18 protein-coding genes are annotated in these 16978 nt (G+C 51.3%); 17 read left to right on the forward strand and 1 reads right to left on the reverse strand.

What is annotated here, in order from left to right; translation table 11 throughout:
- Window positions 1–180 precede the first annotated feature (180 nt).
- From Q1A43_RS21280 to selD, 17 genes are all read left to right on the forward strand, one after another.
- Window positions 181–819 (forward strand): glutathione S-transferase, encoded by a 639-nt coding sequence (locus Q1A43_RS21280; RefSeq protein WP_299930020.1) that lies wholly within the window; start codon window positions 181–183, stop codon window positions 817–819.
- 15 nt (window positions 820–834) lie between these two features.
- A complete protein-coding gene (locus Q1A43_RS21285; protein WP_299930018.1) occupies window positions 835–2046 on the forward strand; it encodes an acetyl-CoA C-acetyltransferase in 1212 nt (403 codons plus the stop codon).
- 8 nt (window positions 2047–2054) lie between these two features.
- Window positions 2055–2939 carry a hypothetical protein gene (locus Q1A43_RS21290; protein WP_299938682.1) on the forward strand — a complete coding sequence of 295 codons (885 nt, stop codon included), beginning with the start codon at window positions 2055–2057 and terminating at the stop codon, window positions 2937–2939.
- Window positions 2936–3421: a hypothetical protein gene (locus Q1A43_RS21295; RefSeq protein WP_299938685.1), complete on the forward strand. Its 486-nt coding sequence runs from the start codon at window positions 2936–2938 to the stop codon at window positions 3419–3421. Before Q1A43_RS21290 ends, Q1A43_RS21295 begins: the two co-directional genes overlap by 4 nt.
- A complete protein-coding gene (locus Q1A43_RS21300) occupies window positions 3408–3875 on the forward strand; it encodes a cupin domain-containing protein (RefSeq protein WP_299938688.1) in 468 nt (155 codons plus the stop codon). The genes Q1A43_RS21295 and Q1A43_RS21300 overlap by 14 nt, the downstream gene beginning before the upstream one ends.
- A complete protein-coding gene (locus Q1A43_RS21305) occupies window positions 3872–4309 on the forward strand; it encodes a hypothetical protein (protein WP_299938690.1) in 438 nt (145 codons plus the stop codon). The genes Q1A43_RS21300 and Q1A43_RS21305 overlap by 4 nt, the downstream gene beginning before the upstream one ends.
- A complete protein-coding gene (locus Q1A43_RS21310) occupies window positions 4306–6501 on the forward strand; it encodes a 3-hydroxyacyl-CoA dehydrogenase NAD-binding domain-containing protein (RefSeq protein WP_299938694.1) in 2196 nt (731 codons plus the stop codon). The genes Q1A43_RS21305 and Q1A43_RS21310 overlap by 4 nt, the downstream gene beginning before the upstream one ends.
- Before the next feature lie 225 nt (window positions 6502–6726).
- Window positions 6727–7011, forward strand: a complete 285-nt coding sequence (locus Q1A43_RS21315; RefSeq protein ID WP_299930004.1) for an STAS domain-containing protein — start codon at window positions 6727–6729, stop codon at window positions 7009–7011.
- Window positions 7008–7382, forward strand: coding sequence for a response regulator (locus Q1A43_RS21320; RefSeq protein ID WP_299930001.1), 375 nt, complete (start codon window positions 7008–7010; stop codon window positions 7380–7382). Before Q1A43_RS21315 ends, Q1A43_RS21320 begins: the two co-directional genes overlap by 4 nt.
- Window positions 7382–9586 (forward strand): chemotaxis protein CheA, encoded by a 2205-nt coding sequence (locus Q1A43_RS21325; RefSeq protein WP_299938696.1) that lies wholly within the window; start codon window positions 7382–7384, stop codon window positions 9584–9586. Before Q1A43_RS21320 ends, Q1A43_RS21325 begins: the two co-directional genes overlap by 1 nt.
- Window positions 9579–10046: a chemotaxis protein CheW gene (locus Q1A43_RS21330; RefSeq protein ID WP_299929995.1), complete on the forward strand. Its 468-nt coding sequence runs from the start codon at window positions 9579–9581 to the stop codon at window positions 10044–10046. The genes Q1A43_RS21325 and Q1A43_RS21330 overlap by 8 nt, the downstream gene beginning before the upstream one ends.
- Window positions 10043–10930 (forward strand): protein-glutamate O-methyltransferase CheR, encoded by an 888-nt coding sequence (locus Q1A43_RS21335; protein WP_299938699.1) that lies wholly within the window; start codon window positions 10043–10045, stop codon window positions 10928–10930. The genes Q1A43_RS21330 and Q1A43_RS21335 overlap by 4 nt, the downstream gene beginning before the upstream one ends.
- Window positions 10930–11316, forward strand: coding sequence for a response regulator (locus tag Q1A43_RS21340; protein ID WP_299929990.1), 387 nt, complete (start codon window positions 10930–10932; stop codon window positions 11314–11316). The genes Q1A43_RS21335 and Q1A43_RS21340 overlap by 1 nt, the downstream gene beginning before the upstream one ends.
- On the forward strand, window positions 11313–11672 hold the full coding sequence (locus tag Q1A43_RS21345; RefSeq protein WP_299929987.1) for a hypothetical protein: 360 nt from the start codon (window positions 11313–11315) through the stop codon (window positions 11670–11672). Before Q1A43_RS21340 ends, Q1A43_RS21345 begins: the two co-directional genes overlap by 4 nt.
- Window positions 11673–11757: 85 nt before the next feature.
- Window positions 11758–12876: a CheB methylesterase domain-containing protein gene (locus tag Q1A43_RS21350; protein ID WP_299938701.1), complete on the forward strand. Its 1119-nt coding sequence runs from the start codon at window positions 11758–11760 to the stop codon at window positions 12874–12876.
- Window positions 12873–13406, forward strand: coding sequence for a chemotaxis protein CheD (locus Q1A43_RS21355; RefSeq protein WP_299938703.1), 534 nt, complete (start codon window positions 12873–12875; stop codon window positions 13404–13406). Before Q1A43_RS21350 ends, Q1A43_RS21355 begins: the two co-directional genes overlap by 4 nt.
- An 87-nt stretch (window positions 13407–13493) precedes the next feature.
- Window positions 13494–15653 carry a selenide, water dikinase SelD gene (gene selD / locus Q1A43_RS21360; RefSeq protein WP_299938705.1) on the forward strand — a complete coding sequence of 720 codons (2160 nt, stop codon included), beginning with the start codon at window positions 13494–13496 and terminating at the stop codon, window positions 15651–15653.
- Here the strand turns inward: selD and mnmH are convergent.
- On the reverse strand, window positions 15635–16693 hold the full coding sequence (mnmH, locus tag Q1A43_RS21365) for a tRNA 2-selenouridine(34) synthase MnmH (RefSeq protein WP_299938707.1): 1059 nt from the start codon (window positions 16691–16693) through the stop codon (window positions 15635–15637). The two genes, selD and mnmH, sit on opposite strands and share 19 nt — an antisense overlap.
- Between the last annotated feature and the right edge of the window lie 285 nt (window positions 16694–16978).

Raw genomic sequence — 16978 nt, forward strand, 5'->3', positions numbered from 1 at the left:
CTTCACCTCGCACGTTGCTCAGCTCTCCAGCCTGCAACGCAAGAACGTTGTAGCAACATTAGGCTTAACAAACCCTGAATTGAGCCGCGCTTCATCTTGCCAAATAAACTTTGCAGGGGTGCGGGGATGCAAAATCACCGCCTCTGTCCGCGAAATAAGCGCCATCGGAGGAAACGCGCCATGACCATGAAACTTTTTTGCTTTGGAGAAAGCGGGAACGCTTACAAAGCCGCTCTTGCGCTTCAACTCTCAGGGTTGGATTGGGAACCGGTCAAAGTTGATTTTTTCAATGGTGAGACCCGCACGCCGGATTACCGCGAAAACGTCAATGAAATGGGTGAAGCTCCAGCCCTTATTGACGGGGACACACGGTTGACCCAGTCTGGAGTGATCCAGATGTATATCACCGAGAAAAGCGGCAAGTTTGGTGGCCAGACACCCGAAGAGGCACGCGAAGTCATGCGCTGGATGTTTTGGGACAATCACAAGCTTTCTTCCCAAGCTGGAATGACCCGTTTTCTGATGAACTTCCTCCCCGAGGACAAGCGCCCTGCCCCCGTGATCGGGTTTATGCAAGGCCGCCTAAACGCCGCTTACAAAGTGCTCAATGATCACCTGCAAGGGCGGGATTGGATCGTTGGAAACGGTGTGACCAACGCCGATCTAAGCTGTTGCGGCTACCTGTTTTACCCAGAACCGTTCGGATTTACCCGCTCGGACTGGCCCGAAATTGATCGTTGGCTTTCGAATATCGAACGGCTCGACGGTTGGAAGCACCCCTATGATTTGATGCCCGGCTCCCCCGCGGACCGAGCTTGACCAAGGAAGACAAGAATGACCGAAGCATATATCTATGACGCCGCCCGCACCCCGCGTGGCAAAGGCCGCAAAGATGGCAGCCTTCACGAGGTGACCAGCCTGCGCCTTTCTGCGCAAATGCTGAACGCCATGAAAGAGCGCAATAATCTGGAAGGCCATGCCGTTGAGGATGTGATCTGGGGCAACGTCACCCAGGTTATGGAACAAGGCGGCTGCTTGGCGCGCTCCGCGGTTTTGGCCTCTGACTTGGATCAATCCATTCCCGGTTTGGCGATCAACCGGTTCTGTGCATCAGGCATGGAAGCCGTGAACCTTGCGGCCAATCAAGTCAAAGGCGGCGCAGGCGATGCCTATATCGCCGGTGGTGTCGAAATGATGGGCCGAGTTGCGATGGGTGCTGATGGCGCTGCGATTGCTGTTGACCCAAGCCTCGCAATGGACAGTTATTTTGTTCCGCAGGGCATTTCCGCCGATATTATCGCAACCGAATATGGCTTTAGCCGCGAAGACGCCGACGCACTGGCGGTTGAATCGCAAAAACGTGCCGCCGCAGCTTGGGCAGACAATCGCTTTGCCAACTCTGTTGTGCCGGTCATCGACCAGAACGGCCTTACCATTCTGGATCGTGATGAATACATGCGCCCCGGCACCGGTGTTGACGATCTGGCGAAACTTAAGGCGTCATTCAAGGACATGGGCGAAGTCATGCCCGGCTTCGACAAGATCGCCTTGATGAAATACCCCCATCTTGAGCGCATCAACCACATCCACCATGCGGGCAACAGTTCGGGCATTGTGGATGGCTCCGCCGCCGTTTTGATTGGCAACAAAGAGTTCGGAGAAAAGCACGGCTTGAAGCCACGGGCCCGCATCCGCGCCACCGCCAAGATCGGGACCGACCCGACAATCATGCTGACTGGCCCGGTACCTGTGACCCAAAAGATTTTGGCTGATCACGGCATGACCATCAATGACATCGATCTGTTCGAGGTCAACGAAGCCTTTGCGTCGGTTGTTCTGCGCTTCATGCAGGCCTTTGACGTGGATGATAGCAAGGTCAACGTGAACGGCGGATCGATCGCTATGGGGCACCCCCTTGGAGCCACCGGCGCTATCATCATCGGAACGTTGTTGGATGAGCTAGAGCGCAGCGGCAAAGGCGTTGGCCTTGCCACATTGTGCATCGCATCCGGCATGGGCGCAGCGACCATCATCGAACGCGTGTAAGAACAACAATGCAGCATACATCCGCCATAAAACTGTATCAAAGCCGCCTCGATCCGCTGACACGCGCGATCGCGGAAGGTGATGTTGCCGGTTTTATGGCGGGGCTGCATCTTCCCCACGTCTTACGCACCGTTGATACGCGGGTCCATTTCGAAACCGAGGCGGAGCTGTACAAAGCGGTTGATTATTACATTCACGCGCTACGGGCGCGGGGTGTTACCCGGTTGGATAGAGTGTGCGAAAGTGCTGTCTATAAAAGTGACACCGAAATTGAAGGGTATAATTCGGTCCATGCTTTTACCGGTCAAGACCCAGCAATCTTGCCGTTTTTGGCCAGAATGCGTTTGGAATTTCGCGACGGCGAATGGCGCATTAGTGAAACCGACATGGCGGTTTTGCGGGATCAATGGAATGTGCTTCCCCAGATCGATGGTCAGGTCATGCCGCTATCGGATGCACCGGCCAACGAGCACGACTTTCACCTCGCTTGTTTTCAGGTGTTGTTGAATTGGTTGTCACAGGCCGCGCTTTGCAAGGATTTCAATGCCTGGTCACGGGCCTGTGCTTTGCCCCTAACAGTAACAGGCAAATCCGGCGAAATGTCCTTTTATACTGAAGAAGAGCTTCGCCATGAATTCGGCTACTACATGGCGTCTTTTGACGTTCACAATGTAACAGATGTGATCCGCAAACCGCTGGACGTCCGTATGGAGGGTGAGACACGCATGGTCGGCTCTTGCCGGACATACGTTCTTAGCAATGCCAATCTGGTGGTCAAACCCTATGACTCGACCATCACCTTTGAACGCCTAAGGGATGGCTTTTGGCAGATGGTTCGGATGGACAATATCATTGGCCATCGCGACTGGACCACCGGCGGGGCCGCCTCATGAACCAGACACCCGCCAAAGATATCTATCAAGATAACCTCGATAAAGTCAGCGAAGCCGTTTGGTCGCGCGATTGGGAGCGGCTGGTCAACCAGTTTGGCTTTCCGATCGTGATCCGCACGTTGGATACGGGGGCCCATGTCACGTTACCGTCCCAACTGACCCAAACCGCCAAAGCCCTGCGGGACAGTTTAGAGTTGGCGGGCGCCCAAGCCTATCATCGGGTGTGTTTGACCGCGCAATTTGACAACCCTGAACAAACCGTCATTTCAGGTCGGCATCGCACCATAGCGTTGCGTGGCGGAAGCTATGTCATGCCTCCTTTCGAGAGCGATATGCGACTGGAACTCAGAGGCGGACATTGGTTGGCCAGCAGCCTGTTTGCGCGCGTCAACAATCGCAATCTGACAGTCATTAGCCCCGACCTTGCAAAGCTTTCACCCGAAGAATTGAACAGCGATAGGTTTAAAGATGCCCAAGATTGATATTTCCGCAGTTCCGACACGCACTGGGTCCTCGTACCCTGGAAAACTGGCCGACCAGATGGCGGGCCGTAGCCAACAAGGTCTCGGCGATGCAGGTGGATTGACGCAATTCGGTGCCAATTTGGTGCGTTTAGCCCCCAAGGCCGCCTCGTCGTTACGCCATTGGCATGAAAAGCAAGATGAGTTCCTTATCGTGATCGAAGGGGCGCTCACCTTGATCGACGACAATGGCGAAACGCCGTTGAAGGTTGGCGATTGCTGCGCCTTTCCCGCCGGTGATGCGAATGGCCATCACATCGTCAATTTGTCGGGCCAAGACGGGGCTTTCCTTGTTGTTGGTACGCGAACACCGACCGAAACCGGCTGGTACTCTGACATCGACATGATGGTGACCGCCGCCGACGGGAAGATGGCTTTCACCCGCAAGGACGGCAGCGCAATGGAGGACACATGACCTTTGACGATGCGCAATTTGACGCCTTTCTGGCCGACATCACCGATCCCTTTCTCACACGCGACATCACGCGCTGGAATGCCCGGATTCGGTTGCCGTTTTCTTTGATCACTCAGAACGGGCCCGTCACCTTGCAGACCCGCGAAGAGGTTGCGCAAAACTTCGACTATTACCTCGTGGCGATGGACGCCATGCAAGCCGATCTAATTGTGCGCGAAAAGGTGGGCTTTGAACCCTGCCATGATGGAACCGTCATCGCCACATACCACAGCCATTTCCTGAGGCACGGGACCCGCATTCGCGCGCCCTACACTGCCTCAGCCCTCCTCCACCCCGACGACGGCCTATGGCGTATGTCGTCGATCTTGAACGCGCTGGGACACCATCATTGGACCGGCAAACACCCAAATCCATCGGGAGAAGAAGAACAGTGACCGATTTCACTATGGAAAAAGGCGCCGATGGCGTCGCCGTCATCACCTGGGACGTCAAAGACAAGTCTATGAACGTTCTGAGCCTGGAGGCGCTCGAAGCGCTTAGCACGCAAGTCGACGATGCGCTCGCGGATGACGCCGTTAAAGGTATCGTTATTACATCTGGCAAGGATAGCTTTGCTGGCGGCATGGACCTCAACGTTATTGCCAAGATGAAAGAAATGGCTGGTGACAACCCAGCTCAGGGCTTGTTTGACGGCATCATGCACATGCACGAGGTGCTGCGCAAAATCGAACGCGCCGGGATGGACCCAAAAACCAACAAAGGTGGCAAACCGATTGCGGCCGCCCTGCCCGGCACCGCGCTTGGCATTGGTTTGGAAATCCCGCTGTCGACGCACCGCATTTTTGCCGCCGACAATCCAAAGGCCAAAATTGGCTTGCCCGAAGTGATGGTTGGTATCTTCCCCGGTGCCGGTGGCACAACCCGTCTGGCGCGCAAGTTGGGTGCGATGGGGGCCTCGCCCTTCCTGCTCGAAGGCAAGCTGTCTGAGCCCAAAAAAGCCAAGGCAGCGGGTCTGATTGACGAAGTTGTCGAAGATCCTTTGGCTTCCGCCAAAGAATGGGTTCTGAATGCCAAAGACGCCGACATTCTCAAGCCATGGGATGCCAAGGGCTACAAAATGCCCGGTGGTGCCCCCTATCACCCCGCTGGTTTCATGACCTTTGTTGGCGCGTCGGCCATGGTCAACGGCAAGACCCAAGGCGTCTACCCGGCCGCCAAAGCGATGTTATCCGCCGTGTACGAAGGTGCGATGGTGCCGTTTGACACGGCCCTGAAGATCGAAGCGCGTTGGTTCGTCAACGTCTTGATGAACCCAAGCTCTGGCAACATGATCCGCTCGCTGTTCATCAACAAAGAGGCGCTGGACAAAGGCGCGGTTCGCCCGGCCAATGTTCCGGATCAATCGGTCAAAAAGGTCGGTGTTTTGGGTGCCGGCATGATGGGCGCCGGCATTTCTTTGGTCTCGGCTCAGGCCGGTATGGAAGTTGTCTTGATCGACACCAACCAAGAAGCGGCGGATCGCGGCAAGGCCTATACTGAAAGCTACGCTGACAAAGGCATCAAACGCGGCAAATCCACACCTGAAAAGAAAGCGGCCCTGTTGGCGCGCATCACTGCGACCACCGACCTTGAGGCGCTCAAAGGCTGCGACTTGATCATCGAAGCCGTCTTTGAAGACATGGCTGTCAAAGCCGAGATGACCAAAAAGGTTGAGGCCATCATCGACGAAGACTGCATCTTTGCCACCAACACCTCGACATTGCCGATCTCGGATCTGGCCAAGGCATCGGTCCGCTCAGATCAGTTTATCGGCATTCACTTCTTCTCCCCTGTCGAGAAAATGATGCTGGTCGAGATCATCAAAGGCAAGGAAACGGGTGATCGCGCTGTGGCCAAGTCGCTCGACTACGTGCGCCAAATCCGCAAGACTCCAATCGTTGTGAACGATGCACGCTTCTTCTACGCCAACCGCTGCATCATTCCTTATATCAACGAAGGCATCCGCATGGTCACTGAAGGGGTTGCCCCCGCTCTGATCGAAAACGCGGCCAAAATGGTCGGTATGCCACTTGGTCCGTTGCAGCTAACCGACGAAACCTCGATCGATCTGGGTGTGAAAATCGCCAAGGCGACCAAAGCTGCCATGGGTGATGACTACGATGATACCTGCGATGAAATCCTGTTCTGGATGGCAGACGAAGGTCGCTTGGGTCGCAAGGCCAATGCCGGTTTTTATGCTTATGATGAAAAAGGGAAGCGTCAGGGCCTTTGGGCCGATTTGGCAGACAAATATGCCCCTTCCGAAGATCAACCTGACCTGATCGAGGTTCAGCATCGTCTGTTGTTTGCTCAAGTTCTAGAAGCCGTACGTGCCCTAGAAGAAAACGTTCTGATGGACATCCGCGAAGGCGATGTTGGCGCGATCTTGGGATGGGGTTTTGCCCCTTGGTCCGGCGGGCCACTTAGCTGGCTCGATATGATTGGGTCCGAATACGCAGCTGAACGCTGCGATCAGCTTCAAGCGGCTTATGGGGATCGTTTTGCTTGCCCTGCCCTATTGCGCGACATGGCAAAAAAAGGTCAGAGTTTTTACGGTCGTTTTGGCAATACCTCTAAAGCCGCCTAATAAAAAAATAGCCTTTGTAGGCCACAAAATCCGGAGAGGTTGGTCAGAAATGACCAGCCTCTCTTTGTTTTATTTGATCTTTTTGAATCTGAAACCGACTTCGTTCGAATTGAAAACAACCGACCAGAGTCAAACCCTTTGTTAAGACAGGATGCTTATTCCTGAGTGTCATCAAACGTGCCGCACCATCGGCGCACATGATGCCGAAAGGGAAGCAGTATCAATATGTCAGATATACATTTCCATGCCTTGGGAACCGCCCGAGCCCGCTCTGGGGAAGACCCTTTGGTCCCGTTCCTCCTCAGTGCACGGAACAACCCGGTGACAGTATCTGCACGTGATGTGCGGCGTTTGGACTCTCACCGGCTGCAACTATTGTTGGTTGCAGAACGTCAATGGCTCACCGACGGGGCAGACTTCAAAGTGAAAGACATGTCCCCCTCCTTCAGAGAAGGTCTCCAAAGGCTGGGTTTGGACTCCGACTATTTCGACAAGGAGAATCCGCAATGACCACAAAAGTGTTGGCGATAGACGACTCGCGCACCATCCGAAACTTGCTGCGGGTCTCGCTAGAAAGTGCAGGTTTTGAGTTTCATTCGGCCTGCGATGGACAGGAAGGCGTCGAGGTCTTTCCAGACGTCGATCCAGACGTCGTAATTACAGATATCAATATGCCCAAAATGGATGGCTTTGGTGTAATCGACAGTCTTCGCAGTGGACCAAACCGGACAAACGTCCCGATTTTGGTGCTCACAACAGAGAGCTCAGACGACTTGAAGGCACGGGCTCGCGGAGCCGGCGCAACGGGTTGGATTGTGAAGCCATTCGATGACACTTCATTGGTGTCAGTACTACAGCGGCTGACGGGACACGTAAGCTAATGTCAATGAACTCAATTCGAAATACATTCTTTGAAGAATGCGAGGAGCTACTTGAAGCCCTCGTCGAGGGTCTCGCCCAAATGGAAGAGACCAGTGATGACATGGAAGTCATCAATGCGGTTTTCCGTTCAGTACATTCGATAAAGGGCGGCGCAGGTGCTTTCGCCCTCGATAGGCTTGTTAACTTCGCGCATACGTTCGAAACGGTAATGGACAAAGTTCGCGATCGAGAACTTGCTGTCGACGAAAAATTGATGGCTTTGTTCCACCGGTCGGGCGATCAGCTCTCTGATCTTGTCGCTTCAGCTCGTGATGATACAGATCTCGATCCAACTGCTGAAAGCGCGATTATTAAAGACCTGGAGGGGTATCTCGGCGCAGAAACCGCTACCGAAGAATTCAGCTTTTCAGCCGTTACTCTGGACTTCGACGGACCAGCCGCCATCGAACTCCCCGATATTCCATTGGAAGAGGCTGAAACAACAGACGAACAAGCCAATACCGAATGTGTCTTCAAGATACATTTCAAACCTGAACGTACATTGTATGAAAATGGCCATGAGCCACTGCTATTGTTTGATGCATTGGCAGAACTAGGCTCCCTTACGGTGGCAGCAGACCTAAATAGGCTACCGAGCTTTGACTCTTTCGATCCAAACGACGCGGTCATCGCTTGGGAGATGGAACTGGTCACCAACAAGGATGAACAGTCCCTCCAGGAAGTGTTTGAATTCGTTGAAGGGCTCTGCGATCTACAAATCTCCAAAGAAAAGGCTTCCGTTTCACTCCCAAAGCCTGAAGCGTTGCCCACCGAACCAGTGCAAGAGCTCCAACAACCGACCCCAAGTGGTTCTGCTGAAGAGACTCCAATAGAGCAGGCACCGGCACTCGAATCGCCCAAAACAAAGGCGATCGAGGAGCAAAAACCCACGCCTGCCCCGGCTCCCGCACCAAGTGGAGCAGCGCAAAAGGAATCACGAGGACCGAAACCGACACTGCGAGTTGATTTGGACCGCGTCGACCGCCTTATCAACACGGTTGGTGAGTTGATTATCAATCAAGCGATGATTTCGCAGCGGATCGAAGAGCTAGATCTACCCACTGTTGCCCATCTGACCAACGAGCTTGAAGCCTACAAGCTTCTAGCACGTGACATTCAAGAAGGTGTCATGGCAATTCGGGCTCAACCTGTCAAACCTCTCTTTCAGCGCATGTCCCGCATCGTACGCGAAGCATCGGACGCAACTCACAAAAAGGCCAAGCTTGTCACGGTTGGGGATTCCACTGAAGTCGACAAGACAGTAATCGAACGGTTAGCTGATCCTCTGACACATATGATCAGGAACGCCGTAGATCATGGGCTCGAAACTTCCGATATTCGAGAGGCCGCTGGCAAGGAGCCGATCGGTACAATCCGTTTGTCAGCAGCGCATAGATCAGGCAGTGTTTTCATTGAGATTTCCGATGATGGAGCGGGACTAGACCGTGAACGCATTCTCGCGAAAGCGATAGAAAAGAACTTGGTCGCTCCAGATGTCGAACTTTCTGAACCCGAGATTGACAACCTACTGTTCCTTCCTGGTTTCTCGACAGCCGGACAAGTCTCAAACCTTTCTGGACGTGGCGTGGGAATGGACGTTGTCAAAAACGCAGTTCAAGCGCTTGGCGGTCGCGTTTCCATAACATCCACACCTGGAAAGGGAACAACCTTTACTATTGTGCTTCCGCTGACATTGGCAGTTATGGATGGGTTTGTAATATCTGTAGGCGATCAAACAATGGTTATTCCAATTTCATCGATCTTAGAAACCATTCGGCCAAATGCAAAAGACATTCATGTCGTTGGAACAGATAGCCAAGTGGTCAGTGTGCGGGGATCCTATGTCCCGATAGTTGATGTCGCCCATAGCCTTGGTCAAAAAGGAAAAAGTGGTGAAAAATCAACCGGAATTCTCCTTTTAGTTGCTACGGAATCTCAGGACCTTACAGCGTTGCGCGTCTCTGCAATTCACGACCAGCGTCAAGTTGTAATAAAAAGCCTAGAGAGTAACTATACCGCTATTCCCGGCGTTTCAGCAGCTACAATTTTGGGAGATGGAAAGATCGCACTCATTCTCGACCCCGAAGAGCTAATAAAGCTTGCCCACTCCAACCCCTTGGACCCATTTTCCCAAAACACTAGAATGGAGCTTCACCATGCCTGAGTCCGCAGAAGTACTTGCCGATTCCCAGTTTGAGTTCATTACGTTCTCCGCAGGTGGTCAAAACTACTGTTTGGAAATCACCCAAATTAGGGAAATTCGCCGATGGACACCAGTGACAGCTCTCCCCCATACGCCTGACGACGTGCTAGGTGTTATGAATCTCCGAGGGGCCGTTATACCAATTTTTGATCTGGCCGCACGATTTGGACTGGGCCCCACTCCTGGAAATGAGCGCAATGTCGTAATTGTCGCTGCAGTAAATGGAACGACCATCGGGCTTCTCGTAGAGTCTGTGTCAGAAATTTTATCCGTTGAGAAAAGTGCTATTCAAGAGACTCCTGACATCAAATCAGAGGCGACCAAACACAGCATTCGTGGAATGATATCCGTGAATGACACAATGGTCCGTGTAGTAAACTTAGATGCAGTCCTGGAAACATCAATGGGCACCCCGCAATGAAAACTGCCTCAATAAACGCAGAATCAAAAGAAATTCCATTCAGCGATAGAGATTTTGGTTCTCTAGCGTGCTTGGCAAAGTCAAAATTCGGTTTAAACTTGGCCGAAAGCAAAAAACCTTTGGTTTATTCTAGGCTTTCAAAGCGACTAAGAGCCAGGAATGTATCAAGCTTTTCAGAATACATCTCCCTATTGTCGATTCCGGAGGAAGAAAGTGAAAGATTCGAGCTTATTTCCGCGTTGACAACCAATGTAACAAGTTTTTTCCGCGAGAATCATCACTTCGAAACCCTTCAGGAAGTCTTAAGTACGGAGCTCATACCAAAAGCGAAGTCAGGACATCGAGTTCGAATATGGTCCGCAGGTTGTTCCGCTGGCCCAGAACCATACTCAACCGCGATGACCATATTTAACAAATTCCCAGACGTCGACCAATACGACGTTAAGATACTGGCGACAGATATTGATCCAAAGGTGATTTCAAAAGCGCGCGAGGGAAAATACTCCATTGATGAGCTTGACGGGATTTCTGACATCTACAAACATCAATGGATAAAACCAGTCGACGAAGGGTCAAACTTCATCGTATCAGATAAATTGAAAAATTTGATCACTTTTAACGAACTCAATCTTATATCAAATTGGCCTTTCAATGGTCCATTCGATGTAATTTTTTGCCGAAATGTTGCTATTTACTTTGATCAGGCAACGCAACAAAATCTATGGAGTAGGTTTTGTGACCTATTAACGCCTAAAGGTTTACTATTCATTGGGCACTCAGAGAGAGTAACAGGTCCAGCGACTGGTAATCTCGAGGGCATTGGGATCACAAGTTACCACAAGGTCACAAATCGTGTGCAAAACACGCAAAACAGGAGTGTATGATGGGTTTGAAGGAATCTCTGAGAGTGATGGTCGTTGATGATATGGCCACAAGCCGCGGTCTTATCACCCAAGCTCTGGATGATATTGGTGTTAAGAACTACATTACTGAGAACGATGGCCGAAAAGCTTTGGACCGGTTGTCGACTAGCCCGGTTCACCTCGTGTTGTCCGACTATAATATGCCTGGTCTGGATGGATTAGGGCTACTGAAAGCTGTACGCTCTCATCCACCTACGCAAAAAATTGGTTTTATTTTGGTTACTGGTCGCCCAACCCCAGAAATTGTAAATGAAGCAAAAAAACTTGGGTTGAACAATATGATAAAAAAGCCTTTTACGGCTTCATCTATGAAGCAATGCATAGAAAGTGTTGTGGGCCGTCTATGAACAGTGCGTCCAATACTCATCTACCACACCACATCGCTACAGTACGTGTTGCTACTGAACTGTATGGATTACGTGAAAGACTTGAACGAGTGGAGCATGGATTGGAAGTGGTGTTTTTGGAGGCCGAGAATGTTCCCAGCGGCCAAACCATTGAAATGCTTCAAGAGCTTGATGTTTTACAACAATCTGTTGGTGCATTGGCAGGCTATTTAAATCGCCTTGCAGAAATGGTTAATTCTGAAGGGAATGTTTCCACGAGTGATGCCGTGGATGTGGTGCCACTACGAGAGATGGCACAGCGCCTAAACGGTTTACCAGCAAAGGCACAGGACGCTGGAGTTGCTGAGCTTTTTTAAGTAAATTATAAGTAGGTTTCTCTAAATATAGATATGCCGCGCTGAGAATATAAAATTCCAACAACGCAGGTTCAGGAGGCAATCTGTGACAAACAAAACGGTAATTGTCGCAACTTCAAACGCTACACAAAGAAACCAAATCTCTGAACTTGTTGAAAGGATCCTTGGCTTTCAAGTCATCGGTTGCACCGGTGATCTGATGAATACCTATAATCTAGTCGAATCTCGCGTACCAAATGCTGTTTTAATTTCAGATTCGCTTGCGAATTTGGAAGAATTCGAAGTCATGAGGGCGCTGTTTTCTACCTTGGATGTTCGTTGGTTGGTTTTAACCGCTCCTAATAAAGCCCATCGATCGACGTCTTCTACAAACGTAGGTTCGGACCTTTTTTCCGTCCCTGGAAACGCAACCGCAACTGTCATAGAAGGACAACTACGCAGTCTGACGCGATCAGGGCCTTGCCGGCACCCACCGGCCAAGCAGAGTGCGTCGGCTAAGGAAAGAACTGATGCCCGCCTCGCTATGCAACGATCAAAAATGCCGGCATGTGCCCCCAAAACACATAAGCATAAGGTTGCAAGCCCTAAAAGCAGCAGGGCATCCCAATCAGAACCTATCATTTTGATAGGTGCCAGCACCGGTGGTGTCGACGCGCTTTTGAAAGTTCTGTCGTGCTTTCCATCCAATTGCCCGCCTACAATGATTGTTCAGCATACTGGCTTGGGTTTCGGCGCAAGTTTAGCAGGGCTTTTGAATCGCCAATGCGCTCCAAGCGTAAAATTGGCACAGGAACCCACTCCATTGAAGCGTGGAAATGTAATAATAGGCGCCGGAAACAAAGCCCATTTGGTACTCGAAACAGGTTCAATACTGTCCGCTACCCTTCAGCACGGTGACCAAGTTACAGGGCACTTACCCTCAGTAGATATGCTTTTCGAGTCATCTGTCCAGTTAGCACCCCGAATTTCTGCGGCAATTTTGACTGGCATGGGAAGAGACGGAGCGAAAGGACTATTAAAGTTACGTCAAGCGGGTGCCGTAACCTTTGCCCAAGATGAAGCAAGCTCTGTCGTGTATGGCATGCCACGAGCAGCCGTAGAAATCGGTGCGGCGCAATCTACTTTGCCAATTGATCAAATTGGGCCTGCTCTGTTGAAAGGCCCCAAATGGCACAGTGTTCAGCACAGAAAGGTGCTCTCATGAACTTTCAACGTGAAAAGCTAGTGAATGTCATCCAAGGAGATTACACTATCTCCGATGACTCTGAAGCAGTTCTTACAACTGTGCTAGGATCATGCATAGCTGTATGTCTTTCAGACACCGTTCGGGGAATCGGTGGAATGAACCACTTTCTCTTACCAAATCGTGACGGTGCAGAAGGGGAAAACGTCCGATATGGGGCGTATGCTATGGAATTACTTATCAACGGGTTGTTGAAACAAGGCGCGGAACGAAGCAAACTGCAGGCCAAGGTTTTTGGTGGTGGAAACATGATAGGTACTCTTCGTAACATTGGGAAAGACAATGCTGAGTTCGCTCGCCAGTTCCTATCAGACGAAGGAATCCCTTGCTTGGCAGAAAGCACAGGTGGCACCCAAGCACGACGTATTCGGTTCTGGCCGACAACTGGGCGGGTGAAGCAGCTCCTTGTTTGCAGTGATGCAGCGCCAACCGAAGCGGCGAAACCTGTGGCTCCCCCCAAACCAATTTTGGAAGACATCACGTTGTTTTGAACTTGTCTTGTCGGCATCCAATTGCGACTTGATTGCGGTGTGCCTTATTTACAAGACATGGTAATGGGCTTTCGGTAGGAGTCCACAATGCAGAAAACTGATTTCCCCTTTACCCGCGATCTAGTGTTGGTCGGTGGCGGTCATAGTCATGCCTTGGTGTTGCGAAAATGGGGAATGAACCCGTTAGCGGGTGTTCGAGTGACTTTGATAAATCCGGGCCCAACTGCGCCCTACTCCGGAATGCTACCCGGTTTTCTTGCCGGGCACTATCAACGGTCCGAGTTGGACATCGATTTGATCCGATTAGCCCGATTTTCAGGTGCCCGTGTTATACTCGGGAAAGCATCCGGTCTTGATCAAGAAAAGCAGCTCGTTTCACTTGAATGTGGACAGAACATTCACTTTGATATCGCATCGATCGATGTCGGCATCACAAGCAAAATGCCTACTTTACAAGGCTTTTCACAACATGGGACTCCCGCCAAACCGCTGCACGCTTTTGCATACGCTTGGGAACAATTTCGCCAGAAACCCGGAGATGCCAACGTTGCCGTAATTGGTGGAGGTATAGCCGGCGTAGAAATTGCTCTTGCCTTTGCTCATGCGTTGTCCATTCGCCAACGCGGCTACAAAGTCACTTTGATTGATGCTGGAAGCGTAGTTGGTTCTCTTCGCCAATCGGCTCGGACGAAACTGATAGCGGAGTTGCAATCCTATAACATAGACATCCTTGAACACGCCAAGATATCCGAAATATCGGCACTTGGCGTTGTTTTAGAGGGTGAAAATCTGATTCCTGCAGGTTTTGTTTGTGGAGCTGCAGGCGCACACCCGCATTCTTGGCTACGCAGCACTGGCCTAGATTTGAACGATGGGTTCATTGAAGTGTCATCAACTCTACAAAGTTCGAACCCTTCGATTTTTGCGGTTGGAGATTGCGCCCATATGTCGGAATCTCCACGCCCAAAGGCAGGGGTTTTCGCAGTTCGACAAGCCGATACTTTGTTTGACAATTTGCGCGCCACGCTTGCTGAAAACCGGAGGTTGAAGCATTATCAACCTCAAAAAGACTATTTGAAACTAATCTCCCTAGGGCGAAAGTCTGCTCTTGGAGACAGATTTGGGGTCGCTTTTCGGGGGGCTGCAGTATGGCGATGGAAAAACCGCATTGACCAGAGCTTTATGTCTAAGTTCAAAAATCTACCTGGTACTAATCAGCCAGAACCGCCCACAGAATGCGCAGCAGGATTAAAGGGAGAACTCGGAGGCCCACCACTATGTGGAGGATGCGCTTCTAAACTCGGTCAACCGGCCCTCGAATATGCGCTGGCACAAAGATCACTCTTTGATCGGCCTGATATCCGACGACTTCCAGGAGATGATGCCGCGATACTTTGCACAGGCGGCGTACAACAAGTCATCAGCACCGACCACCTCAGAGCCTTTGTAAATGATCCAATCGTGATGACAAAAATCGCGGCAAATCATGCGTTGGGCGATATCTGGTCGATGGGGGCCACGCCGCAGGTCGCGACCGCCACAATAATCTTGCCACGACTGTCGACAGCTTTGGCCACCCGGTCACTCCATGAGATTATGACCACCGCCGATCACATTTTTTCCGAGGTCGGAGCAGTCATTGCCGGCGGGCACAGTTCGCAGGGGAGCGAATTAACCATTGGTTTCACAGTTGTCGGAACATGCGATACAGCACCTATAACAATTTCCGGTGCCTCACCTGGCCAATCCTTAATTCTGACCAAACCTATTGGCTCTGGGGTTCTGATGGCCGCGGAAATGTCTGGGCTGGCCGAAGGAGACTGGGTTGCATTCGCTCTTGAGCAAATGTGCCAATCTCAGGCGCAAGCCGCACGCATCCTCGGGAAAGCTAAGGCTATGACTGATGTCACTGGCTTCGGGCTCGCCGGGCATTTGATGAATATCTGTCAGGCTTCAAATGTCGGAGCTGATTTAAACCTCGAAGCGGTCCCAACATTTCCAGGGGCCATCGAGCTTGCTACGCAAAAAATCCGCTCGTCCCTTTTTCTTGAAAACAAACAGGTTTTGCCGGACACGAGGTCATCGCCAATAAATGATCTGTTGTTCGACCCTCAAACTGCAGGTGGTCTTTTGGCCGCCGTCGAAGGCGATCCCGCTCCAATTTTGGCCTCACTAGAAGCAGCGGACTACACCGCGGCCCTTATTGGACGCACAACAGACAAGATTGGTCAGATTTCCATCTGCTGAAGGTCCGTAGCAATCTGGCGCGTTACAACATCAATTGCTCCGACTGACAGATCCGCCACGTCAAAGCGACGGATGACCTTAGGCCCGACAGATCGAATAGACTTATCATAAGCCGGATCATAATGATCTTGCGACAAGGCTAGACACAATTGTACATTCTCGCCGCGTTCAATCAATTGCATCCAGTTGTCAACGGTGGCATGCCCTCGAAAATGTCGCAAAGGCTGAAGCCGCGCCACCAGTTCCTCACGATTTTCAAGCACATCACTATAGGTTTGAGACAAGTATTTGGCGCGCGCGAACAAATGAGCAGTGACCTCGAACCATGGGGCCTTCTTCATTGCCTCCCAAAGTGACGGCGGTAGGTTCAACTTACCAATTTTGCTGCTTTCGGCCTCGACCAAAACGGGGCGCTTCGGATCAAAGCCGCTCAACGTTTGCGCCAGTATGCTTTCAAACCGCTTTTGGGCTGGTTGCCCGCTCGGCATCGCGCCAAGCAATGATCCACGATGCTGCGCGACTCCTTCCAGATCAAGAACTTGAGCCCCAAGGTCTCTAAGCCTATGTAAAATGTCCGTTTTGGCGGTTCCAGTGTAGCCGCCCAATTGAACAAACCTCAGATCCAAGGTTGAATCATAGAGCAATTGGGTAACCTGACGCCTGTAACTGCGATACCCGCCTTCGATTAGATCAGACCGCCATCCAATCTCGCGCAGCATCCATGAAAAAGAACCCGATCGCTTCCCGCCTCGCCAGCAATAAACCAAGGGTTTCCAGCCACCTTCATGGTGGCTAAGATTTTTTTCAATGTGATTGGCAGCGTTGCGAAAAACCAAGGCGGCCCCAATTTTGCGCGCCTTAAAGGGGCTTTCTTGCTTGTAAATTGTTCCAACCATTGCTCGCTCGTGGTCGTCCAAAACCGGGAGGTTAATAGCTCCAGGAATATGGTCTTCAGCGAACTCTGCTGGGCTTCGAACATCAATAACGGTGTCATAACCGTGTTTCTGGATCGCCTGAAACGACATTAATTTAAGAGTCATTGGAAATCACTACAGAACAAACAAATTCACCGAAAGCACAAACGGACATGTCGCCTCTCTGTTCAGGTCAGCGCTGTTCGCCAACAAAGGGCCAAGTTGATGCTAGCTCACTTTACGATGCAGCCGTATCTTGCCGCAAACCTGTCCAAGACAGTTGGAACCGCTTCATACTGCCTGGCAAAACTGTGGCGCGCAACGTCCAAACTGTACCGCCCCGTTTTTCCCGGAGGCTGATTACTCCGTTTCAGGCGACTTTATCGAACTTGTTGCATTGTTCATAGAACT

It is taken from the genome of uncultured Pelagimonas sp., assembly GCF_947498515.1.
In the GTDB taxonomy this organism is placed as follows: Bacteria; Pseudomonadota; Alphaproteobacteria; order Rhodobacterales; family Rhodobacteraceae; genus Pelagimonas.

Excerpts from the sequence above, each read along its gene's own strand:
- Q1A43_RS21315 (WP_299930004.1), top strand. The coding sequence starts at position 6,727 with ATGTCAGATATACATTTCCATGCCTTGGGAACCGCCCGAGCCCGCTCT.
- Q1A43_RS21280 (WP_299930020.1), top strand. The coding sequence starts at position 181 with ATGACCATGAAACTTTTTTGCTTTGGAGAAAGCGGGAACGCTTACAAA.
- Q1A43_RS21290 (WP_299938682.1), top strand. The coding sequence starts at position 2,055 with ATGCAGCATACATCCGCCATAAAACTGTATCAAAGCCGCCTCGATCCG.
- Q1A43_RS21325 (WP_299938696.1), top strand. The coding sequence starts at position 7,382 with ATGTCAATGAACTCAATTCGAAATACATTCTTTGAAGAATGCGAGGAG.
- Q1A43_RS21330 (WP_299929995.1), top strand. The coding sequence starts at position 9,579 with ATGCCTGAGTCCGCAGAAGTACTTGCCGATTCCCAGTTTGAGTTCATT.
- Q1A43_RS21335 (WP_299938699.1), top strand. The coding sequence starts at position 10,043 with ATGAAAACTGCCTCAATAAACGCAGAATCAAAAGAAATTCCATTCAGC.
- Q1A43_RS21345 (WP_299929987.1), top strand. The coding sequence starts at position 11,313 with ATGAACAGTGCGTCCAATACTCATCTACCACACCACATCGCTACAGTA.
- Q1A43_RS21320 (WP_299930001.1), top strand. The coding sequence starts at position 7,008 with ATGACCACAAAAGTGTTGGCGATAGACGACTCGCGCACCATCCGAAAC.
- Q1A43_RS21285 (WP_299930018.1), top strand. The coding sequence starts at position 835 with ATGACCGAAGCATATATCTATGACGCCGCCCGCACCCCGCGTGGCAAA.
- Q1A43_RS21295 (WP_299938685.1), top strand. The coding sequence starts at position 2,936 with ATGAACCAGACACCCGCCAAAGATATCTATCAAGATAACCTCGATAAA.
- mnmH (WP_299938707.1), bottom strand. The coding sequence starts at position 16,693 with ATGACTCTTAAATTAATGTCGTTTCAGGCGATCCAGAAACACGGTTAT.
- selD (WP_299938705.1), top strand. The coding sequence starts at position 13,494 with ATGCAGAAAACTGATTTCCCCTTTACCCGCGATCTAGTGTTGGTCGGT.
- Q1A43_RS21300 (WP_299938688.1), top strand. The coding sequence starts at position 3,408 with ATGCCCAAGATTGATATTTCCGCAGTTCCGACACGCACTGGGTCCTCG.
- Q1A43_RS21355 (WP_299938703.1), top strand. The coding sequence starts at position 12,873 with ATGAACTTTCAACGTGAAAAGCTAGTGAATGTCATCCAAGGAGATTAC.
- Q1A43_RS21340 (WP_299929990.1), top strand. The coding sequence starts at position 10,930 with ATGGGTTTGAAGGAATCTCTGAGAGTGATGGTCGTTGATGATATGGCC.
- Q1A43_RS21305 (WP_299938690.1), top strand. The coding sequence starts at position 3,872 with ATGACCTTTGACGATGCGCAATTTGACGCCTTTCTGGCCGACATCACC.